We start from the raw sequence: 21,831 nt of genomic DNA on the forward strand, positions 1-21,831 counted from the left end.
CGAGTAAGTTGCGCAAATTATTAAGACGGGTTCTTCTTGATATGATCCTTACTAACCACGCAAAGATACATTTTTAGCCCAACATACATAGTACTTGCGTACAATCTTAGTGAGCGCTTCGATGGTCGGAATATCCGATGCATCTGCAATATCAAGCAAAACTCCGTTCTTCATTTTCACGCGGATCGGGTCCTGTTCTTTCGCGTAAGACAAGTTGGCCGTTTCGCCTTCGATCAGAAAAAAATGTAATTCTTCCTCCTTCACGCCGGCGCTTCTCAACTGTTTTCTTAACGGTTCCAGCACTTCGTTACCGGGACGTTCCTTGTAAAACTGGATTTTAAACAAGTCCCGGTTTAATAATTTTCTGCATAAAACGGATAGAACGGGATCTTGGTGTGTTTTCCACCCTTTTACAGAAGCCCATACGTCATTATCATCCAAACCGTTGAAAGCCTCCATCAGATCAGGAAGCGTATCAAAGTCTTCCAGCTTGAATTCATTATGTAGAAATCGCTCAAAATCGGGGGTAGCAAATAATTTTTCACCGCTCTGTACCAATTCCCGCGCCCGGAACAGGATCTGCGTGAGCATTGCCTGGGCGCTCAACAAGGTTTTATGTAAATAAACCTGCCAGTACATTAATCGTCTCGCGTGCAGGAAATTCTCAATACTTAATAGTCCTTTTTCCTCTATTACCAGCTGATCGTGACTGATATCCAGCATTTTAATCAGCCTGTCGGCACCAATGGAACCTTCGATAACACCTGTATAAAAACTGTCACGGTTGAGGTAATCCATCCTGTCCATATCGAGCTGGCTGGAAATCATCTGGTGAAAGAACTTCCGCGGGTATGTCCCTTCAAACATTTGAATAGCAATATCCAGTCGCCCGTTCATTTGCCGGTTTAGCTCTTTCATCATTGCCAGCGTGATCGACTCGTGCTCCACGCCCGGCAGCATCACGCTTTCCAGTACGTGCGAAAATGGTCCGTGACCGAGATCGTGGAGCAAAATAGCAGCCTGTGCCGCTTCCAGCTCGGGTTCCCAGATCAGGTGTCCTTTTTCCTGCAAAGCCCTGAGCGCCTGGCTCATCAAATGCATAGCGCCCAGTGCATGGTGAAAACGCGTATGCAATGCGCCCGGGTACACAATATCGGCAAGACCCAGTTGCTTGATTCTCCGGAGCCGCTGCAAAAAAGGATGGTCGACCAGATCGTAAAGCAGGTCTGATGAAATCGTTATAAACCCATAGACCGGGTCGTTGATTATCTTTCTTTTATTCAAAGCAATTTTTTTTCAAAAGTAATAAAAGAAGCAACGGAGGAAAGAAGTTATTCTTGCCAATATCGTTTGGAGAATTGCATGCTTTCGCTAATTTTGCACTCCAATCACGCGGGCCTATAGCTCACAAAGCGTTTGTCCGATCGGTTAGAGCAACTGACCAGCATCAAGATAAGGGGCCTATAGCTCACAAAGCGTTTGCCCGGTCGGTTAGAGCAACTGACAAGCATTGAGATAAGGGGCCTATAGCTCATTCGGTTAGAGCAACTGACTCATAATCAGTAGGTGCCTGGTTCGATTCCAGGTGGGCCCACTATAAATCAAGCACTTAGCGAAGTCCGCTAGGTGCTTTTTCTTTTGGTTGCAACTAAAGGTGCAATAGTTTTATGGAGGCAATTGGCTTATCGGTTCGAATCTGATATTATCCGGTTGATAAACCTTGCGCAGACAAGACAACTTGAAGCCTATGAGCGTATGCTTTCTTTAAAGCGTCCTTGATCTCTTCCAGTCTCAGGGGTTTGGATATATAATGATCCATGCCTGCCTGAATACACGCTTCCTGGTCTTCGCGCATGGCGTTTGCTGTCATAGCAACGATGAAAGGCTGATTCGGGGCCTTCGTCCGAATGCTGCGTGTCGCTTCAAGGCCGTCCAGTTCGGGCATTTGAACATCCATAAATACAACGTCAAAGCGATCAGCCATTACCATATTAAATGCCTGCAGACCATCCCTGCTAATCAACGGGTCATAACCCAGTTTTTTTAAGATATTGGTAAACAATTTTTCATTAATCAGATTGTCTTCGGCCATAAGGACGTGCAATGGATAAAGCGCTGCAAAATCCGAGGAAAGGTCGGATGGCAGGCGTTCATTGCCCGGCGCGACTATTTCACGTTGTGGCCTGAGCTCCATCTGGATCATCCTGCCCAGATCATTGTGCCGCACCGGCTTGGTTAACACTGCTGCAAACAAATCCTTGCGGTTCCTGCCCGAATCATCCCCCACGGAGCTAAGTAGGATTACAGGGAGTGAGGGGTACTTTCCCTTGATAATCGAAGCAAGCTCGATTCCGTCCATTTCCGGCATTTGCTGATCGGTAATAACAAGGTCGAATACAGATCCGCTTTCAAGGATTTCCAAGGCCTGGAAAGCTGATGAAGCTAAGCTGGGAACAAGTTTCCACTGCTCCATTTGCAACTGTAAAATGCGCAGATTGGTCTTGTTATCATCTACCAGCAAAACGGATTTCCCCTCATTTTCTGCTGGGTTTAAAAGCACATTCTGTTTGGTTACCTCGCTACTGGCTTTTGCAATAATTGTAAAATAAAAACGAGTGCCTTTGTTGACAGCGCTTTCTACTCCGATCTCTCCGCCCATCAAATTCACAAGCCGTTTGCTGATGATTAAACCTAGCCCGGTACCGCCGTACTTTCTGGTATGCGAAGAATCCACTTGCGAAAAAGCTACGAACAGCTTGTGGAGCTTGTCCTCGGGAATGCCAATCCCGGTGTCCTGGATCTCAAAACGGAGCTCGATATCCTGATTATTCAATGTTTTTGGAAGCATTACACTTAAAAAAATCTCTCCCTGCTGTGTAAACTTGATTGCGTTTCCAACCAGGTTGAGCAGTATCTGCCTTAATCTTTGGCTGTCTCCGATAATCTGGTCTGGCACCTGCAGGTCAATTTCATAAACCAGATCTAAGCCAATAGCGGCTGCTTTGGTAGAAAACAGGTCCAATACGCCTTCTATGCACTCTCTCAGGTCAAAACTGATCATTTCCAGCTCCATATTGCCAGACTCTATCTTCGAAAAGTCAAGAATGTCGTTGATAACCGTTAGTAAACTGTCACCGCTATTGATGATTGTCTCGGTGTATTCTGCTTGCTCCACGGTCTGCTCTGTTTGAGAAAGCAGCATCGCCATGCCTATAACACCATTCATCGGGGTGCGGATTTCGTGGCTCATGGTAGCCAGGAACACACTTTTGGCCATATTTGCTTTTTCGGCTTCTTGCCTTGCCAGTTGTTCCTGCTTGTTCTGTGTTTGTAATTTGTCGTTCAGGTCTAGTAGCTCCTGTTTTTGTTGGATGATCTCCTTGGTCCTTTCTTGAACCTGCCGGACCAGCAACCTCTTTTGCTCACTTACTACCCGCATGCGCAACCAGTATATAAAATAAACTAATCCAAGCCCCAGCGCAACTGCCAGCATCCGGAACCAGAGCGTCTGCCAGAAAGGTGGCGCAATGTGAATGTTTACCTGCACGCCTTCATTATTCCAAATTCCATCATTATTGGCCGCCTTTACCTGAAAAACGTAGTCCCCCGGGTCCAGATTTGTATAGGTCGCTTTCCTGGTGGTTCCGCTATAAATCCAGTCAGCGTCAAAGCCTTTCAACTGATAGGCATATTGGTTCTTTTCGGGCATGGTATAGTTCAGGGCCGCGAATTCAAATGATATAACCGAATGTTTATAGCTCAGGTAAATCTCTTTCGCCTCCGTAATATGTGAGGTGAGCGGCGAGTTTGGAGCAATGGGAGCTTGCTTGTTAAAAAGCAGAAAATCGGTCAGGAAAACCGGCGGGATATAGGTGTTATCAACCAGCCTGTCGGGGAAGAATGTTGTAAATCCTCTCACACCTCCAAAGAACATTTCCCCGTCTGCAGTTTTGAAAAAAGAATTGCTTTTGAACTCATTACCCAACAATCCGTCCGCTCTGCCGAAATTGCGGAATGTTTTTATTTTGGGGTCAAATTCGCAGATCCCGTTGTTGGTACTAAGCCATAAGTGGCCCTTTCTATCTTCCAGGATCCCGTAGATCACATTACTGGACAGCCCGTGCTTTTCGGTGTAAGAAGTGAAGGTTCTTTTCACCGGGTCGAAACGATTGAGGCCGCCCCCTAATGTTCCGATCCATAAGATTCCGTCACTGGTTTGCTGAATGGTCTGGATCTTGTTATGGGAAATGGAGTTTCGGTCTTTTACGTCTGTCTGAAACCTTGTGAACGTTCCTTTAACCGGATCAAACAGGTTTAACCCTTCGAATGTACCCACCCAGATTTTCCCGGCCCGATCTTGAAAAACCTTGGTGACAATATCTCCGCTAATGCTTGTGCTATCTGACGGATTATGTTGATAGTGCTTTATCTTGCCAGTGTTTACATCATAAAATTCCAGGCCGCCCTTCCACGTGCCCAGCCAGATTCCGCCATTTCGATCCTTGAAAATGTTGTTTACATCCGCGGTAGAAAGGCTTAAAGAATCATTCGGAATCGGCATGTGATGCTCATATTGTCCCGTACGGATATTGAAAAAATCAAATCCACCCATATGATATGCCAAGCCAAGCACATCTTTTGATATATTGGTAATGGATATTACATAATCATTGCTGGGCGAGTTGCTATCGGTCGCGCTGTGCCGGTAGGACGTAAACTTTCTGGTTTTTCTGTCAAATACATTTAGCCCTCCCCCATCGGTCCCAATCCAGATCTTGTCAGCATCCGCATCGCCACATATAGCGAGTACTAAATTGTTGCTCAGGCTATTCTTACTGTAACTGTTTTTTTGGTACGAAGTGAATTTCTTGCCAAAACGGGGAAGAAAATTGACCCCGCCTGCATAAGTTCCGATCCATAGATTGTTAATCCGGTCCTGATAGATGCAATAAACTGAGTTATCGCTGATGGACGTGTTGTCCTCATCAATATGCCGGATCGTTGTGAAGTTGCCAGTGGATTTGTTAAAAATGCTGATCCCTCCATTTTCGGTGCCGATCCAAAGCCTGCCGTCTCGGTTCTGGGTAATGGATAGAATGTCGTTATGGGATATACTCAGAGAATCCGAGGGATTATGCAGGAAAGTACGAAAAGAATTGGTTTCAGGCTTGTAAAGCGACAGGCCTCCACCATGCGTTCCGATCCAGATATTACCAGCCGGATCTTTGTACAAAGCCTTAATCCAACTAGATTGAAGACTTTTATCATTGTTCCCTTTGATATAAGCTGTATACTTGAAAGTTTGAGGATCAAACCGGTACAATCCCTGCTCGGTACCTATCCACAGTGCCCCTCTGGCGTCTTCTATGATCCTGGAAATATTGGCAGGCGGCTTGTATCTGTTTTTGTCTTTATCAACCCGTAAGAATATCCTTGAAGTGCCTTTTTCGGGATCGAATAATAGCAATCCATTGTTTGTGCCCAGCCACATTCTGGCTTTACTATCCTGAAATATGTCGTTGATACTTCGCTTGTTGACGGAATTAAAATAATGTATGAAGCTTGCTTTGGCCCTATCAAACCGGTTGAGCCCGATCGATGTGGCAATCCATAAGTCTCCTTTTCTATCTTCGAGAATATCCTGAATGTAGCTGTCATCAATGCTGTTGCTATCCGCCTTATCATGCTTATAGTGCTTGAATGTATATCCATCGTACATGTTCAGCCCATCATCGCTGCCAAACCACATAAAACCCTTTTTGTCCATTAAAATAGACCCAACGTGGTTTTGGGAAAGTCCGCTGTTGGTGCTAAGTTGTCGGAAGCCAGACCCTTGCCCAATCACAATCGACGGTAAAAAAAGCAATAGGATTAGCTTCATGAAGTAGTTTTAGCTGAAATGGTAGATGGGTAAAGCTGGCACAGAAATTGGATTCTTGGCTTGTATAGTTCTGATTCAGTGCACTTTTTGCGATGATAAAACTTTGATAAACTGAATGATTAAAAGCGGGAGTATGCCAGCTGCTAGTATCAATTCAAAAGATTGCATACTCAGTGTCTGCAGCGAAAGTGTCTGTCTTAAAAACGGAACGAAATAAGTGGCTAAAAGAATGAGAATGCACAATGCCTGCGCCTGCCATACGAATTTGTTACGCGTAATTTCATTGTGAAAAAACCCGCCTTTGCCTGAGTACAGGTTGAATACATGCAGCAATTGTGCCAACGACAGTGCATAAAATGTAACTGTGCTCCCTTCCTTGTAGCTCAGCCCGAGCTGACTTGTTCCATACCAAAAAACACCTAAAATACAGAAGGTTATCACCAGCGCATAGTACACGATCCTGCTCCAATCTCTCATTTCAAGGACCTGCTTTTTGGGATCTCTGGGTGGAGAATGCATCAATTTATCATTCTCCTTTCCAACACCCAACGCCAGCGCAGGAAATACATCGGTGATGATGTTAATAAAAAGGATTTGTAATGGCAGCAATGGATTGCCCACGTTAAGAAAGCCTGCAAAAGTGACCACGAAAATCTCGCTCATGTTACAGGAGAGCAGGAAAACAATAAACTTTCTGATGTTTTCGAAAATAACCCGTCCCTGCCCGATCGCTCGTACAATGGAACTGAAAGAATCATCTTTCAGGATCATATCCGCAGCCTCGGCAGCCACAGCTGTACCCCGCAGGCCCATTGCAATACCAATGTCTGATTTCTTTAAAGCCGGAGCGTCATTTACACCATCTCCTGTCATACCGACAATGTCGCCCCGCTTTTGGTAAAAATCGATCATATCCAGTTTCTGGGCCGGATTCACGCGCGCAAAGACCTGGCACTTCAGCATTTTTTGCTGATCGGTTTCAGATGAAAAATCAAAAGACATAAGGTCTTTTCCGGTTAAAACCAGCTGCTCGTCAGCCCCGACCAGATTGACTTGTTTTGCAATATTCAATGAGGTCGCGGGATGATCTCCGGTAACCATAATGACCCTGATACCAGCATTACGGCAGGCTTGCAGCGCCGGTGTTACTTCTTTTCGCGGCGGATCCATAAAACCAATCAGGCCAAGATATGTAAGCTTTTCCTGCTTTGTAAAATCATCATCGGGTTTCTGCTCTGATTCACTGTATGCAAATGCAAGCGTGCGCAGACCGTCAGCTGCCATACGCTCGGAGATTTCAAGCTCTTGCTTTCTTTCATGCTCATTCTGCCAATGGCAAAGTTCTGATACTTCCTCCACCGCTCCTTTTACGGAAACATAATATATTCCTGCTGACTCATGCAGTGTTGCCATGATACGCGTGTCGGAGCTAAACGCCTCCTCCGCCTTTCTGACGTATTTTTGGCCAAGATCTTCCAAATCCATGCCTGAGTCCTGAGCAAAACGCAACAGCGCAATTTCCACCGGATCACCGATCTGCTTACGGTCCGATTGCCAGGAAGTCAGCTGGGCATTGTTAGCCAGTGCCCCTACTTTGGCCAGTAAAGCAAATTCCTGGGAACCGGCAAGCGTCAAATCTGCTCCGGTCAGCTCCATGGCATCTTTCCCATCTTTATCAGGGTGCAAGGTTACCCACAAATCACCCGCCGGGAAATGCAGTTGGTGCACCTCGATCTTATTTTGTGTCAGCGTTCCGGTTTTATCTGTAAAAATCACATTGGTCCCTCCCAGTGTTTCCACTGCTGAAAGGCGCTTTACGATCACTTTCTTTTCGGCCAGCCTCAGCATCCCGTAGGCCAGTGCAACGGTGGCCACCACCGACATGCCTTCCGGTATGGCCGCGATAGCAAGTGCAACTGCGGTCTCAATGAGCTGCTTGGTTTCCTGGCCGCGAACCAAACCCACTACCAAAAACAGCATCGCCAATCCGACCGTGATCCAGATAAGCACTTTGGCCAGCGAATCGAGCTTGGCTTCAAGTGGTGTCGCTGTGCGTTTTGCCTGCTGCACCATCGTCGCAATCTTGCCCAATTCGGTAGCCTGGCCAATGCCGGTAACAATGGCCCTGGCATTTCCGTTGGTAACGGCAGTTCCTTTAAACAACCGGTTGTGCTGGTCACCCAGAGGCGCATCGGCATCCGAGGTTTCAATGCGTTTTGCCGATGGGACCGATTCTCCCGTTAAGGTAGATTCATCCACTTCAAGTTGGTTAGCCTGAACTATATTGGCATCTGCCGGGACTATATCCCCGGCTTCAAGCACCAGTATATCGCCTTCTGTGACGTTTTCAGAGTGTATCTCCATGATTTGCCCGTCCCGAAGGACCCGGGCGGGTGTAGTATCCAGTTTGCGAAGTGCTTCCATGGATTCTCGCGCGTTATATTCCAGTATAAATCCCGTCGCGGCATTGATCAGAATAACGGCCAGAACCGCAAAGCCTTCCACCGTATCTCCCAGCATAAATGAAACGATCGCTGCCGCTGCCAATATCCATACAATCAAGCTGTTAATCTGTCTTAGAAGTATCGACCAGACGCTCTCGGGTTTCTCCCGGCTGAGTTCGTTGAGACCCAAACGCTCGTTCCGTAACCTGGCCTCCTGGTTTGAAAGTCCGGTTAGGATATCGGTTTTAAGATTTTCTGCCAATTGCTGTATGCGTACTTCTTGAAAGGAATTTGACATGGTTTACTAACGAGTTCATTAAAAGTTGATTACGCTACTATCGCCCCTCGAATACGACAGCGCTTTCCCCATTCAAAAGTTGAGCTTGACTGGTTTTATATTGTATTGCAAAATGGGCGCTTTCTGCTGCATGGCCGGTGTCCAGGTTCATTCAAAAAGGTGACCTTGATCATCTTTCCATAGAATTCATAGTAGTTACTTGCACAAAATTGAAATACTATGAACAGACTTGATAACAAAGTAGCCATCGTAACCGGCGCCGCAGGAGGAATGGGTGAAGCAATTGCCCGCCTATTCGCCCAGGAAGGAGCGAAAGTGCTGGCAACAGATATTCAGGAAGACAAATTAAAAGCTTGGGTATCGGCCACTCAAAAAGAGGGAGCTGCTATCGAATGGCAAAAACACGATGTAGCATCTGAAAGTGACTGGCAGAAAGTCATTGAGAAGGCTACCAACCTGTATGGTCGAATTGATATTCTGATTAATAATGCAGGAGTTTATCCACCAGGGGCCCTGACTGAAACTACGGCTCTCAATGATTGGGACAAAGTTCTAGGCATTAATTTAACCAGTTGTTTTGTTGGAACTAAGCTTTGTATCCCTTCAATGAAGTCTGCGGGCGGCGGCTCGGTAGTCAATATTTCCTCGATTGCAGGAATTGTGGGCGGTAATGGGCCTGCCTATTCGGCGTCAAAAGGCGCTCAGCGATTATTGACAAAAGACCAGGCAGTCGAGTTGGCCAAATATAATATACGCGTCAACTCGATCCATCCGGGCGGCGTGCTTACTCCTATGACCGAGTTTATGGTCAATTTAGAATCTTCTGACGAGCTTTTGCGAAATATGTGTCCGCTCGGCCGCATTGGTAATGTCATGGAAATCGCCTACGGGGCACTATACCTTGCCAGCGACGAATCCTCATATACAACAGGAGCAGAATTGGTGATAGACGGCGGTTTAACAGCTAGGTAAATTCAATCATGAAAAAAATACCTGTTACCACCGATTTTTCAGCAAGCTCAAAAGCAGGCGTTCGGTTTGCCATACAACTCCACTACTGGTGGATCTTTATGCTCTCGGGGGCATGCTTAACTGCATTCGGACTCTATGTTGCAACAAATCCGTCACTGACTTACGACGAGCTAAGTTTGTTCTTTGCTGCGACTCTGATCATCAGCGGCATCTTTGAACTTTTCTTTACCATTGACAACCGGAAATGGTTTACGGGCTGGGTTTGGTTTTTGGCAGGGGCAATATTTGATGTGCTATTGGGAGCTGTATTTGTCACCAATCCGATCCTAGCAGCCATTTCGCTGCCCTTGTTTGCTGGATGTTGGCTACTGGTCAGGAGTGCCTTACTGGTTGGCCGCGCCTTCCAGGCAAAAAAGAAGCGGCTGTCTGACTGGCCCTGGCTTCTGGGTTGGGCAGTAACAGGGATTTTATTTTCGGTAATCAATATGTACAGCCCACTATTTAGTGAAGACAGATCGATGATCTGGACGGCCTTTGCATTGTTGGGGGTTGGTATTTTTTATATTCATTTTAGCCTGTTGGTTAAACAATCCCATAAATGGATCGGCAAACATATCCATACATAAAAGAGAAGAGCCTGATTGTCACCATGTGCCTTCTGATCGACTGATTGAGAAATCAGAGAAAATGGGATGGCTGTCCCGTCTTAATTATTAAGGTATATCGTAAACTTACTACCTACACCTGGCTCACTTTCCACAGTGATCCTGCCACCAGCAGCATTGACTATTTTATTGGCCAGGTAAAGACCAATCCCATAGCCTTCGCCGCCTGTATGCAGTCTGGTATATTTCTCAAAAATGGTATCCAGATGGTGCCTCTGTATTCCCATTCCATTGTCTTCAACGGAGATCACGGTTTGGTTTGCTTCTGCGGCAATCCGGACCATAATTACCGGCGGCCGCTCTGAGTGGTATTTGATACCGTTTGCAATCAGATTATATAGGATGCTGCGCAGGTTCTTTTTAGAAAATACGACTTGCGTCACCTGCACGTCCCTTTTTATTTTTGCCCCGCTGGATTTGATCCGCTCATCCAGGCTCCAATCAATATTATCCAGCAGCTCATCGACATCGACAGCCTCTGTTTCCAATGCATTGTTTTCAATTTTGGCAACCACGGCGATCTCACTGATCAAAGCGCGGAATTTCTTTACCGAGCCGTTGATGATGGGCAGGACTTCTTTAATTTCAGGGTCACTGGTATCAATGGAGCTGATCAGGGAAATGCTCCCTTCGATGTTACTTAACGGCCCCAGCAAATCGTGGGATGCTGTATGTACAAAATTGTCCAGGTCTGCATTGATCCGCGTCAGGGCTTCATTCTTTTTATCAAGCTGTTGCTGGATCATTTTCAGGTCGGTGATATCGTTAAAGGTAATAATGACCCCCGACGTCTTTTTCTCGACTTGTTTAATATAAGGCATCGTCATCACCTGGAACCATTTGCCATCCTTGGTCTGGATTTGTTTAGTGATCAAGGCATCACCCGACAATACAGCATGGATATCTTCGATAATGGTCTCGACCATGAAGTTTGTAGAGATATTGGCCAGGGGCCTGCCGATATCACTATCAAGCAGGTTAATCAGTTTAACTGCGCCTGGCGAGTATTTGATCAACCGCAGCTGATCATCCAAAAAGAGCTGCCCGTTGACATTGCTCCTGAAATAATTGTTCAGATCGTCGTTGAGCGCTAAAAGCTCTTTGTTTTTGAGCTGATACTCGGAGTTGATCGTATGTAGCTCTTCATTGATCGACTGCATTTCTTCACTGGTACTTTGCATTTCTTCATTGGCAGAAAGCAGCTCCTCATTAAAGGACTGCATGTTCTCTTCCTGTGCGTACAGCTTTTCATTGGAGGCTATCAGCTTTTCTTTCAGGTCTTTCACTTCCTGTTCAAGGCTTTGTGTGTAGTGGTCAAAATAGATTTCCTCGTTGAAGACCTGCCCGCCGGCTGCCAGCATTCCACCAGAATTTTCTTCATGGATCCGCACGACCAGAAAACCATTGGCGCGACCTTTGTAAACCATAGGGCTTACCGTTAAGGTAACAATGACATTATCTTCGCCTTGTTTGATATTGATCCCGGTAACCGAGGACATCTGGCTGCTCTGTAAAACCTGGCTGACAACCGTTTTGTAAGCTACTGCGAGCGGGCCGGGAAGCAGCTCGGTAAACTCGGTGGTCATGATTTTTTGAAGCAGGAACTTTGTCGTGTCCCCATAGAACTTGACAATCTTTTCATTGGGGTCAATACAGACCACCAGCTGGCCCAAATCCTTCATCAATGTTTCGCTGATCGCATCACCCAAGGTCCGGTCGGGTAGCTTGTAGGCTTGCTCTTTAGGGTGGGGCGTGCCTGCCAGCTGTTTAAAAGGGAAATCAGGCAGCGAATAGGATTCAAACCTTGCCGGGTGGTGAGTCCCCTGGTTTTTATAGACTTTGAATCTTTTGCTGATCACTTTCAGGCTGGCCATGATAGGCAGTGGGTTTTCGCTTGAACCCAAAAAAAGGTAACCTTGCGGCCCGAGCCCGAAAAGGAGCAGCTGGTAGATTTTCTTTTGAAGTGCCGGTGTCATGTAGATCAGCACATTGCGGCAGCTAATAAAGTGCATGTTGCAATATGGCGGGTTTTTGACCAGGTCATGCTGGGCGAAAATAACCATCTTGCGCAGCTCTGGCCTGACCTTGTAGTCATCACCATCTTTGAGAAAAAACCGCTTTAAGCGCTGTTGTGACAGGCCAGCCAGCACGCTGGTTTTATATACGCCTTTACCTGCATGGGACAGTGCAGCTCCATCAATATCGGTTGCAAAGATCTTGACAACATGATCATTGACCCTGTCCCCCAATTGCTCACTGATAAGCATAGCCATCGAATAAGCTTCTTCACCAGTGGCGCACCCGGTAACCCACAACCTTATTTCCTGCTGGGGTGTCAGATCGGCAATAATAGCGGGTAAGACCTGGGATTCTACAAACTCAAAGGATTCTGTATCTCGGAAAAACGCGGTTACACTGATCAGGAAATCCTTCGCCAGAATTTCAATCTCACCAGGATTGGCCTTGAGAAAGTTAATATAGCCTTGCAGCTCACCAAAACCATTGGAGGCTGCCCTTCTTTTTATCCTTCTTAAAATGGTGGATTGTTTGTAATCAGAAAAATCAAGTGGTAGCTGCTGACCAATCAGCGCGATGATTTCACCTATATGCCCTTCGTCATCAATGCTTGTTGTCAACAGGTCCAACTCCCGCTTCACGTAGTCCTCAATGACGGCAGGCATCGCTTCGGGTTCCAGGATATAATCCACCATTCCGGTGGCTATTGCATTTGCCGGCATGCTGTGGAATTCTGTTCCCTCCGGTTCCCTGGCGATCACCAGTCCGCCCGCCTTTTTAATGGCTTTGATCCCGTTAGTACCATCTGAGCCAAGGCCCGAGAGCACGACCGCGATCGCTTTTGCCCCATAATCTTCTGCCAGGGATTGAAAGAAAGTATTGATTGTCATATGGGGACTGCGCTCACCATGCTTATCGGTTAAATACAAACTATGGTCACGGACAGTCATAACCTTATCATTCGGGATCGTATAGACCTGGTTCCCCCGAATTTCCATCCCATTTTCCGCTTGCTGCACGACAAGCTTGCTGTGGCGGGAAAGCAGCGCTACCAGGTGGCTTTGGAATTCAGCCGATAGGTGCTGGACAATGACATAAGAGACACCGTCAGACGGGGTATGATCGAAAAATGTATTAAGCTCATCAAGGCCACCAGCCGAAGCGCCTATTGCAATGATATGGTGCGGTTCCGCTGTAAACATATTTCTTGTGGATGGGTGATTCTTTACAAGGTACTATTTTCAGTTTACTTAGAGAACAAACTAAGTGTGTAATCTCGTCCAAGAACTCCATCATTTTTAACCGGTAAAGTCCAAAACTCAGGCTCCGATCAACCTTAGACATCCATCCTTCATATAGGGCCGGCATTTGCGGTGTCAGGTGTTCAAATTTATCTTGATGCTGTAACGCCAACGCGGTTTTGAAACTAGCGATGGTTTCTGAGATCGTCATAGCATTCGTAGTGTATAATGGATGCGCTTGAATAGCATAGGCTGTGCCTATTAAGGCTACCTTCGGGTATGAAAATCAAAATATTAGCAAAAAAAGATCTCCCGCCGCCAAATTCCACATTGAAATTCAGGATCAAAAACACTACCAACTGGCGCGTTGGGTATACCGACAGCGAAACCGGAGATTTTGTCCAGGAAGTGGGAGGCATCATTTACAGCTACTCCTGGAACCAGATTGATGAATATTATCTGACTACTCCCGCCATGCCGTAATATGAAGCGTTTATTCAGCCTCGTAATCACACATCAATATAAACTACTTCCCTACTGATACCGAATTAATTCAGGTTGACTATCCATTAATTAGGTCTACCTTTCACTATATCAGTTTCTTAGTTCCCTCAATATTATATTCATTGACTTATGGATGGATGGGAAGACCCACAGTTCAATGAACTCAATAACAGCCTCCATCAATACGCGAACGAACTTGCTCTTTCAAACAAAGGGCTTGAACAATTCTCGTATATGGTCTCACACAACCTGCGCGCACCGGTTGCCAATATCATCGGACTCTCAGGTTTGTTAAGTGATGAAAATTATCCATCGGAGTTGAAAAGAGACTTTTTAAATGGAATTCTTGACAATGTAAAAAGGCTGGATGTAGTAATTACGGACTTAAATTCCATTCTGCAGATTAAGAAAGAAATTGGAGAAAAGAGTGAAACAGTCAATTTTCAGGATTTGGTTAACAGCATTCAGGACAGTATACCAAATGTAATGCACAAAGAAAAGGTACGGATTGTGACTTATTTTCAGCGGGTATGCGAATTATTTACGCTTAAAACATATCTGTACAGCATATTTCATAACCTGATCAGCAACAGCATTAAATATCATCAGGCCGGGCTGGCTCCATCCATTCAAATCAGTAGCAGGGTATCGGACGGTAGGCTCACTTTGTCCTTCAAAGACAATGGACTAGGAATAGACCTGGTTAAGAAACGGGAACATCTTTTTGGGCTCTATAAGCGCTTTCATAACCATGTAGAAGGCAAAGGTATGGGCCTTTTCATGGTCAAAACCCAGGTAGAAATGCTTGGAGGATCAATATCAGTTTTTAGTGAAGTAAATAAAGGGACCGAGTTTTTGATTGAATTTAATTTGTAGAAGCCTAATAACCCGCCTGATGACACCACACAACCGATTTATAGTTGTAGACGATGATCCACTGAATAACCTTGTATGCAATCATATCATCCTCAAATTTGCTCCTGACGCAGAGATCAAGCTTTTTACAATCCCGAAAAAGCACTTGAAACGGTTCAAATCCTTGGGGAAAGCATTGAAAAAGGTGAATATGTGCTCTTTCTGGATGTAAATATGCCTACTATGAGCGGTTGGGAATTTCTGGAAGCATTCGAGAGCCTGGATGAAAAAATCCGTCAGCGGTTCAAAATCTATATTCTCTCTTCTTCGATAGATCAGGGCGATATCCAGAAAGCCGCTGCCAGCCCGTTTGTCAGGGGTTACAACCCCAAGCCGCTCAATCTTGAAACAATGGGACAGTTAAATTTGTATCACCTGCAGAGAAGATACCCTGAGTAAGTACCTTATTTAAATGCACTGTATTCTTTATCAGTAACAGGTTGCAGCCATTCCACGATCCCTTTTCCGGTATTGGGGATAATATACATCTGATGCAAGCTACTGTCCGGGGTCGCTCCATGCCAGTGCTCCACATTAGGCGGACATTTCACTACATCGCCTTTCTGCATTTTCTCGATCGGCTTTCCTTTTACCTGATGATACCCTTCTCCGGCCGTAATGATCAGGATCTGGCCAGCCGGGTGTTTATGCCAATTCGAGCGTGCACCTGGCTCGAAAAGCACATTCCCGATTACCGTATTGTAGGTTGAATCGTTGTCCAGCAGCCCATAGTTAAACGCCTTTCCCGTAAAATTTTCGGCAGGTCCCTGTTTACCTTTTGGAAAAATAGCTTTTTGGGTGTTCTCATCAACCTTACTATTTTTTTGTGAAAAACCTTCTACGGATACCAGCAAGGTCACAACCAGGGCCAGTATGAATCTTATCCTAAGTATTTGTGCTGTCTGTTTCATTTACTTGATTCGTCATTATATGATGGAAATTAAATAAGCTTATCCGGTGTGATCGGCAGTTCACGCACCCGTTTCCCGGTGGCATTAAATACTGCGTTTGCAATCGCGGGAGCTACCCCGATGATGGCGATCTCACCAAGCCCTTTACTACCCACCGGATCAGCCAGCAGATCGGGTTTGTTTACAAAGTAGACATCAATATCGGGAACATCTGCGTGAACCGGGACGTGATAATCGCCCAAATCCTTCGTCACATACCGACCGAATCGATGGTCCATCACCGCATCTTCGGTCAAAGCCATACCGATTCCGCCCGTTGCTCCGCCTATCATCTGGCTTTCCGCCGTTTTCGGGCTGACGATCGTTCCTGCATCCGCGCAGCAAACGATTTTTTTGACCCGGACCTGACCGGTGAAAGGATGCACATGAACCATCGCAAAGTGCATGGAAAAAGCGTTCATCGAATATTTATTCCGGTTTTCGTCGGGTTTGGATTCGTTGGTGGTTTCTATCTTTTCAAGGTTATTTTGTTTGAATAAATCGGCAAGTGTTGTTTTCGCAGACTTCCCGCCAAGCTGTAATTCACTTTTATTAAACATTAAATCATCGGGCTTCGCGGAAGTAAAAGCGGAATTCCCCTTCGCTGCAGCCATAGTAATTAGCTGCTCTTTCAATGCATTGCAAGCCGCCAATACCGCAGGCCCCACGCTATTCACGGTTGACGAACCTCCCTGCAAGCCGGCATTCGGAAACTCGGAGCTACCTAGGTGAAAGGTTATTTTGTCAGTAGAGATTCCGGTTGTGTTTGACGCGATCTGCACCATCGCTGTTCCAGTTCCCGGGCCAATATCGGTGATCGCACAATGCATCACTAGGTTACCTTCCTTGTCAAGCTCTGCATGTACCGTGGCCGGGCCCCGGTTTGCGCCGAACGTGCCGGTTCCCATTCCATAACCTACAAGCCATTCTCCGTCACGCACTTCACCGGGTTTCAGCTTGCGGTTTTTCCAGCCAATGCGTTTTTTACCTTCTTCATAACATTCCCGCATGTATTTGGTCGACCACGGCATATTTTTGTCCGGATCAGATTCAGTGTAATTAGCTAGCCTGAAATCGATCGGGTCCATTCCAATGGCGTGCGCCACTTCGTCCATGGCTGATTCCAGTGCAAAAGCCCCGGTCGCTTCCCCCGGCCCGCGCATCCAGATAGGTGTAGCCACATTGAGCGGCAGAATGCGGTAACGCGTACTTACACTTGGCGACGCGTACATCATCCTGGTCTGCATCAGGGTCGATTCGGTAAATTCTTCATAGCTCGAAGTCTGTCCGATCGATTGGTGGTTAATAGCGACCAGTTTCCCGTCCCTAGTCGCCCCTACCTGTATTTTTTGCCAGGTTCGCGGACGGTATCCTACCATGGTAAACATCTGCTCGCGGGTCAAAACCAGCTTCACAGGCCGTTTAACCTGTTTGGCAGCGATAATTGCGGCTGTCTCGTGCGGCCAGTTATGCAGTCCGTTCCCGAATGCGCCTCCCACAAAAGTCGCAATGCACTTTACATTCTCCTCCGGGATATCCCATTCTTTGGCAAAGTTTTTCTGGGTCATTTTGGTACCCTGAACTTTGTCATAAACCGTCAGCTTATTATCCGCTTCCCAATGTGCAATGATCGACTGCAACTCCATCGGGTTGTGCACTTCGGTCGGCAGTACATATTCCGCTTCAAACTTTACCGGGGCGCTTTCAAATGCATCCTTCTGCCCACGGTCATAATCTGCCGTCGGGGATTTCGGGTTCTTTTTCGCGGCAGCGGCCAGCTTTGCATCACCGGCATTTGCTTCCAAATCTGTCTTATGCTGCTCTTTGATATACTGGATTTTAACCAGCGAGGCACCATACTGCGCCTTTTCAAGACTGGTGGCAACCACGGCCACGATCGGCTGATCGTTAGAGACGATTTTATTGTCGAAAAATACCCGTAGCGGCTGGCCATTTGTAGACGGTTCGGAAGGGTGTTCGCCTTTCGGCTGGTAACCCGGCACTTTAATCGCATTCAAATGAGAAATCACCGCCAGTACGCCCGGCGCGCGCTCGGCTGCCTTGGAATCAATACTTTTGATAGTCCCTTTGGCGATCCGGCTGCCGACCAGGACGGCGAAAGCCATATTCGGCAACGGATATTCAGCGGAGTATTTGGCCGCTCCCGTCACTTTCAACCGTCCGTCCACCCGATCGAGTGGCTTATATTCTTTTTTATCGAAAAATGCTTCGTTCATGATTTCTTGTCGTTCAGGTTAGGGACTATACCAGGCCAGCTGCATTTTTCAGCGCTTCTACAATTACATTCGGCCCTAGCTTTAACTTAAATGCATTGTGCTTGTAAGCCTTCGCACCTTGCATAGCTATCTCGGCTGCCTGCCGGAAAGTCTCCTCAGTAGCTGGTTTTCCAACCAGTGCTTTTTCAGCTTCCTTCAAGCGCCACGGCTTGTGCGCCACACCGCCCATAGCCAGCCTCGCCTCCTTAATCACCTTTCCCTCGATATTCAAAGCCGCCGCAACCGATACCAATGCAAATGCATAGGAAGCCCGGTCTCGGATCTTCATATAATGACTGTTCTTACTGAATGAATTATCCGGGATTTCAACGGAAATTATCAGCTCATCTTTTTGCAGGTTGTTGTCTTTTTCAGGCTGATTGCCCGGTAGCCGGTGCAATTCTTCAAACGGAATGCGCCTGTCTCCTTTCGGGCCCGTTACCAACACCGTAGCATCCAATGCAACCAGCGCAATGCACATGTCACTCGGGTGCACGGCAATGCATTTTTCGCTCGTTCCGAAAACAGCGTGCATCCGGTTCATACCTTCCATAGCGCCGCAGCCGGAACCTGGCTCACGTTTGTTACAAGGCAATGCAGTATCGTAAAAATAGTGGCAACGTGTTCGCTGCATCATATTACCTCCCACACTTGCCATATTTCTGATCTGCGCCGAAGCGCCTGCATTCAACGCCTGCGAAAGCAGCGGATGTTTTTCAATGATCAGTTTATCATCGGCCACCTGGCTGTTAAGCGCCATTGCGCCAATGCTGATCTTGCCGTCCTGTTGCCGGATTTCCCTGAGCGGAAGTGCATTGATGTCTACCAGTTTAGTTGGAGCCATTACATTCCGCTTCATCAGATCGACCAGGTTCGTACCTCCCGCAATGATCTTTGCATTGGCATTATTGGTCAGGGCATTTACTGCGGCTTTCGCCGTCGATGCGCGTTCGTATTGAAACTGTATCATGATTTTTGCCCCCCGTTTTTAACTTCCTGAATCGCCTTCACAATGTTGGGATATGCCCCGCAGCGGCAGATGTTACCGCTCATGAATTCCTTTATATCCTCTTTGCTGTTTGCATGTCCTTCATTAATACAGGCGATTCCTGACATAATCTGGCCCGGCGTACAGTAACCACACTGGAAACCGTCATGTTTGATAAAAGCTTTTTGCATCGGATGCAGCTCGTCGCCTTTTGCAAGCCCCTCAATAGTAGTGACTTCTTTACCTTCCTGCATCACCGCAAGGCTCAGGCACGACAGCACACGCTGCCCATTTACATGCACGGTGCACGCGCCGCATTGACCGTAATCACATCCTTTTTTAGTGCCGGTCAGATCGAGCTGCTCACGCAATACGTCCAGAAGCGTGGAGCGCGGCTCAACGGGGAGCTGCTTTTTCACCCCATTGATCGTCAGGTTCACCGGAGTGGTTTCAAATGCCGCGCTGATTTTTTCTCCCAGATTATATTCCGCCGCTTTGGCAACTGTGGCAGGCGCGACGGCAATGGCGGTCAGAATAGAAGATGCTTTCAAAAAGTCCCGCCTGGACTCCTGATGATCTTCCTTTTCAGGCTTTTTGTTAGATTTATTTTTGTCCATGGTGATATATTTTTAACAACAGGGAATTCCTGCTTACTGAATTTGCTTCACAACTTTGGCCGGAATTCCTGCGACAACAGTATTTGGAGGTACATCCCGGCTTACTACCGCGCCAGCGGCGACCACTGCATTCTCTCCAATCGTAACTCCTGGAAGGATCGTAGCGCCTGCGCCGATCCAGGCATTTCTTTTAACAATAATCGGGCCCAGTAACAGGGTTTTCCGATCTGCGGGATCAAGCGGATGAGTTTCAGAGGTAAGGTTCACCCGCGGCCCGATCTGCACATGATCTTCAATGGTGATCCCGCCAATATCCAGAAATGAGCAGGCATGGTTTATAAACACATTTTTACCCAGGCGGATCGACCGACCGAAGTTGGTGTAAAACGGAGGGAATATCGTGGTAGAACGGTCTATCTCGGTACCTGTTATCTCCCCCAGCCTACTGCGCACATCGTCCGGACTTTTCGCCTCCGCATTCATCTCAACACAAAGCCTGATAGTTCGCGAAACCATTTCGCTAAACTTTCCGTATTCAGGATCGTCTTTCCTGATCGGCCCGCCAGCCCTCATCCGTTCGAAAATGTCTGCTTCTGTTTGTTGATAGTTCATCTTCATCTCCTATTGCTGTTTCTTAAATATTGCCGACATGGTTTTTGGGTCAAGCGCATCCATATCTATGAGCTTCAACGCTTTCACCATTTTCAGGGTGGTTGTTTTATAATGCTGGAAATGCGGGGTCTTTAAATGCGCCCGATACGCAGAGCTGTCGGCATATATCTCCACGATCCTGATCTGGGTGGGCTCTTGCTTGATGCTCATTGGAAAAATGGCCACCACACCTTTCTCTTTTTCGACAGAAGCAGCTGCTTCCTCTTTCAGAATCGCATTATATTCGGTGAGATATTCCGGCAGGATTTCGATTTCGGAGATCCGTACCATCATCGTTTGTGCGGGGCTTATTGTTGTGCTAAAAAGCAACAGGCCAAGTATATTTCTCATAATCAACTGATTTGTCCATGAACTGTATAGCAAAGGTCGATCCAGGGCAGTTTCCATTTTTATACAGATCACTGTTTTATTAACCACTTTTACGGATTCAACCTGCCATAAGAATATACCGGTCATCGCATCACTATATTTGGAACCTAATTCTCAGGAATATGGAAAAAGTAGAAAGGATAGACTCGGTAAAGCAGTACAATAATTGGATCGGAGCCGACACACTGCACCCGCTGGTAAGTGTGATTAATTTTAATGAAATACCCTCTGTGCAGCATTTCAGGCGCTATATGGGCGTATATGCCGTGTTCCTGAAAAACATCAAATGCGGCGATATGACCTATGGTTGCCAGCCTTACGATTATGAAGACGGTACATTGGTTTTTGTAGCGCCCGGGCAGGTTTATGGCATTGATAGTAAAGGAATTGCCACGAAACCGTCAGGATACGCGCTCATTTTCCACCCCGACCTGATCGCGGGCACACACCTGGGAAAAATGATCAAAGAGTATACTTTTTTTTCGTATGAGGTGAGTGAAGCACTTCATTTGTCCAAAAAAGAAAGGGAGACAATTATTGATTCTTTCGAGAAAATAAAAGTTGAAATAGACCAGAACATTGACAAACACAGCAAGACGCTAATTGTTTCTAATATTGAATTGTTTCTCAATTACTGCATGCGGTTTTACGACCGGCAATTCATTACCCGGGTCAATGTAAATAAAGATATTCTGGGACGTTTTGAGGAACTGCTGAATGATTATTTCAGGTCAGGAAAAGCACAAACACTAGGTCTGCCAAGCGTAGCTTACTGTGCAGAAAGTCTCCATTTATCCCCGAATTATTTTGGCGATCTCATTAAAAAAGAAACGGGAAACACGGCTTTGGACTTTATTCAATCCAGGTTGATCGACGAAGCGAAAGTGAAAATTTTTGAGGCTAATACCTCATTAGGCGAGATCGCGTATGAGTTGGGATTTAAATACCAGCAACACTTTACACGGTTATTTAAACAAAAGACCGGCGTCACTCCCAATGAATATCGAAGTTTGAATTAATGAC

General features: G+C 46.4%; 17 protein-coding genes and 1 tRNA gene. 8 read left to right on the forward strand and 10 right to left on the reverse strand.

What is annotated here, in order from left to right; translation table 11 throughout:
* Positions 1 to 51 precede the first annotated feature (51 nt).
* A complete protein-coding gene (locus LZG94_RS15470) occupies positions 52 to 1,284 on the reverse strand; it encodes an HD domain-containing protein (RefSeq protein ID WP_233792753.1) in 1,233 nt (410 codons plus the stop codon).
* 236 nt (positions 1,285 to 1,520) lie between these two features.
* Between LZG94_RS15470 and LZG94_RS15475 the strand changes: the two genes are divergently transcribed.
* Positions 1,521 to 1,594 (forward strand) — tRNA-Ile (locus tag LZG94_RS15475).
* 108 nt (positions 1,595 to 1,702) lie between these two features.
* Here LZG94_RS15475 and LZG94_RS15480 read toward each other — a convergent pair.
* Positions 1,703 to 5,881: a hybrid sensor histidine kinase/response regulator gene (locus tag LZG94_RS15480; protein WP_233792754.1), complete on the reverse strand. Its 4,179-nt coding sequence runs from the start codon at positions 5,879 to 5,881 to the stop codon at positions 1,703 to 1,705.
* A 75-nt stretch (positions 5,882 to 5,956) separates the two neighbouring features.
* Positions 5,957 to 8,623, reverse strand: a complete 2,667-nt coding sequence (locus tag LZG94_RS15485) for a cation-transporting P-type ATPase (RefSeq protein ID WP_233792755.1) — start codon at positions 8,621 to 8,623, stop codon at positions 5,957 to 5,959.
* 219 nt (positions 8,624 to 8,842) lie between these two features.
* On the opposite strand from LZG94_RS15485, the gene LZG94_RS15490 reads away from it, so the two are divergent.
* Positions 8,843 to 9,595 (forward strand): SDR family NAD(P)-dependent oxidoreductase, encoded by a 753-nt coding sequence (locus LZG94_RS15490; protein WP_233792756.1) that lies wholly within the window; start codon positions 8,843 to 8,845, stop codon positions 9,593 to 9,595.
* Positions 9,596 to 9,603: 8 nt separating this feature from the next.
* Positions 9,604 to 10,221, forward strand: a complete 618-nt coding sequence (locus LZG94_RS15495) for an HdeD family acid-resistance protein (RefSeq protein ID WP_233792757.1) — start codon at positions 9,604 to 9,606, stop codon at positions 10,219 to 10,221.
* A gap of 80 nt (positions 10,222 to 10,301) precedes the next feature.
* Here LZG94_RS15495 and LZG94_RS15500 read toward each other — a convergent pair whose 3' ends face one another.
* On the reverse strand, positions 10,302 to 13,478 hold the full coding sequence (locus LZG94_RS15500; RefSeq protein ID WP_233792758.1) for a chemotaxis protein CheB: 3,177 nt from the start codon (positions 13,476 to 13,478) through the stop codon (positions 10,302 to 10,304).
* 318 nt (positions 13,479 to 13,796) lie between these two features.
* On the opposite strand from LZG94_RS15500, the gene LZG94_RS15505 reads away from it, so the two are divergent.
* From LZG94_RS15505 to LZG94_RS15520, 4 genes are all read left to right on the forward strand, one after another.
* Positions 13,797 to 14,000 carry a hypothetical protein gene (locus LZG94_RS15505; protein ID WP_233792759.1) on the forward strand — a complete coding sequence of 68 codons (204 nt, stop codon included), beginning with the start codon at positions 13,797 to 13,799 and terminating at the stop codon, positions 13,998 to 14,000.
* 150 nt (positions 14,001 to 14,150) lie between these two features.
* Entirely contained in the window at positions 14,151 to 14,897 is a 747-nt protein-coding gene (locus LZG94_RS15510) for an ATP-binding protein (protein WP_233792760.1), read from the forward strand.
* 19 nt (positions 14,898 to 14,916) lie between these two features.
* Positions 14,917 to 15,108, forward strand: a complete 192-nt coding sequence (locus tag LZG94_RS15515; RefSeq protein ID WP_233792761.1) for a hypothetical protein — start codon at positions 14,917 to 14,919, stop codon at positions 15,106 to 15,108.
* Positions 15,109 to 15,119: 11 nt separating this feature from the next.
* Positions 15,120 to 15,335, forward strand: coding sequence for a hypothetical protein (locus LZG94_RS15520; RefSeq protein WP_233792762.1), 216 nt, complete (start codon positions 15,120 to 15,122; stop codon positions 15,333 to 15,335).
* A gap of 5 nt (positions 15,336 to 15,340) precedes the next feature.
* Here LZG94_RS15520 and LZG94_RS15525 read toward each other — a convergent pair whose 3' ends face one another.
* Genes LZG94_RS15525 through LZG94_RS15550 form a run of 6 tightly spaced genes read right to left on the reverse strand, consistent with a single transcriptional unit; the run spans position 15,341 to position 20,769 of the window.
* Positions 15,341 to 15,847 (reverse strand): cupin domain-containing protein, encoded by a 507-nt coding sequence (locus tag LZG94_RS15525; protein WP_233792763.1) that lies wholly within the window; start codon positions 15,845 to 15,847, stop codon positions 15,341 to 15,343.
* Between the two features lie 29 nt (positions 15,848 to 15,876).
* The gene (locus LZG94_RS15530) at positions 15,877 to 18,123 is read right to left on the reverse strand and encodes a xanthine dehydrogenase family protein molybdopterin-binding subunit (RefSeq protein WP_233792764.1); all 2,247 of its coding nucleotides are present in this window, start codon (positions 18,121 to 18,123) and stop codon (positions 15,877 to 15,879) included.
* Positions 18,124 to 18,148: 25 nt separating this feature from the next.
* Complete coding sequence (locus LZG94_RS15535) at positions 18,149 to 19,132, reverse strand: xanthine dehydrogenase family protein subunit M (RefSeq protein ID WP_233792765.1); 984 nt, start codon at positions 19,130 to 19,132, stop codon at positions 18,149 to 18,151.
* Entirely contained in the window at positions 19,129 to 19,767 is a 639-nt protein-coding gene (locus LZG94_RS15540; RefSeq protein WP_233792766.1) for a (2Fe-2S)-binding protein, read from the reverse strand. Before LZG94_RS15540 ends, LZG94_RS15535 begins: the two co-directional genes overlap by 4 nt.
* 33 nt (positions 19,768 to 19,800) lie before the next feature.
* Positions 19,801 to 20,379 carry a DapH/DapD/GlmU-related protein gene (locus tag LZG94_RS15545; protein WP_233792767.1) on the reverse strand — a complete coding sequence of 193 codons (579 nt, stop codon included), beginning with the start codon at positions 20,377 to 20,379 and terminating at the stop codon, positions 19,801 to 19,803.
* Positions 20,380 to 20,388: 9 nt separating this feature from the next.
* Complete coding sequence (locus LZG94_RS15550) at positions 20,389 to 20,769, reverse strand: putative quinol monooxygenase (protein ID WP_233792768.1); 381 nt, start codon at positions 20,767 to 20,769, stop codon at positions 20,389 to 20,391.
* 161 nt (positions 20,770 to 20,930) lie between these two features.
* On the opposite strand from LZG94_RS15550, the gene LZG94_RS15555 reads away from it, so the two are divergent.
* Complete coding sequence (locus LZG94_RS15555; protein ID WP_233792769.1) at positions 20,931 to 21,827, forward strand: AraC family transcriptional regulator; 897 nt, start codon at positions 20,931 to 20,933, stop codon at positions 21,825 to 21,827.
* Positions 21,828 to 21,831 lie beyond the last annotated feature (4 nt).

Origin of the sequence: Dyadobacter sp. CY343 (assembly GCF_021390335.1) — a bacterium.
Classification (GTDB): Bacteria; Bacteroidota; Bacteroidia; order Cytophagales; family Spirosomataceae; genus Dyadobacter.

Bases quoted from the DNA above. Each gene is read 5' to 3' on its own strand.
- LZG94_RS15480 (WP_233792754.1), bottom strand. From the start codon at position 5,881: ATGAAGCTAATCCTATTGCTTTTTTTACCGTCGATTGTGATTGGGCAA.
- LZG94_RS15485 (WP_233792755.1), bottom strand. From the start codon at position 8,623: ATGTCAAATTCCTTTCAAGAAGTACGCATACAGCAATTGGCAGAAAAT.
- LZG94_RS15490 (WP_233792756.1), top strand. From the start codon at position 8,843: ATGAACAGACTTGATAACAAAGTAGCCATCGTAACCGGCGCCGCAGGA.
- LZG94_RS15495 (WP_233792757.1), top strand. From the start codon at position 9,604: ATGAAAAAAATACCTGTTACCACCGATTTTTCAGCAAGCTCAAAAGCA.
- LZG94_RS15500 (WP_233792758.1), bottom strand. From the start codon at position 13,478: ATGTTTACAGCGGAACCGCACCATATCATTGCAATAGGCGCTTCGGCT.
- LZG94_RS15505 (WP_233792759.1), top strand. From the start codon at position 13,797: ATGAAAATCAAAATATTAGCAAAAAAAGATCTCCCGCCGCCAAATTCC.
- LZG94_RS15510 (WP_233792760.1), top strand. From the start codon at position 14,151: ATGGATGGATGGGAAGACCCACAGTTCAATGAACTCAATAACAGCCTC.
- LZG94_RS15515 (WP_233792761.1), top strand. From the start codon at position 14,917: ATGACACCACACAACCGATTTATAGTTGTAGACGATGATCCACTGAAT.
- LZG94_RS15520 (WP_233792762.1), top strand. From the start codon at position 15,120: ATGAGCGGTTGGGAATTTCTGGAAGCATTCGAGAGCCTGGATGAAAAA.
- LZG94_RS15525 (WP_233792763.1), bottom strand. From the start codon at position 15,847: ATGAAACAGACAGCACAAATACTTAGGATAAGATTCATACTGGCCCTG.
- LZG94_RS15530 (WP_233792764.1), bottom strand. From the start codon at position 18,123: ATGAACGAAGCATTTTTCGATAAAAAAGAATATAAGCCACTCGATCGG.
- LZG94_RS15535 (WP_233792765.1), bottom strand. From the start codon at position 19,132: ATGATACAGTTTCAATACGAACGCGCATCGACGGCGAAAGCCGCAGTA.
- LZG94_RS15540 (WP_233792766.1), bottom strand. From the start codon at position 19,767: ATGGACAAAAATAAATCTAACAAAAAGCCTGAAAAGGAAGATCATCAG.
- LZG94_RS15545 (WP_233792767.1), bottom strand. From the start codon at position 20,379: ATGAACTATCAACAAACAGAAGCAGACATTTTCGAACGGATGAGGGCT.
- LZG94_RS15550 (WP_233792768.1), bottom strand. From the start codon at position 20,769: ATGAGAAATATACTTGGCCTGTTGCTTTTTAGCACAACAATAAGCCCC.
- LZG94_RS15555 (WP_233792769.1), top strand. From the start codon at position 20,931: ATGGAAAAAGTAGAAAGGATAGACTCGGTAAAGCAGTACAATAATTGG.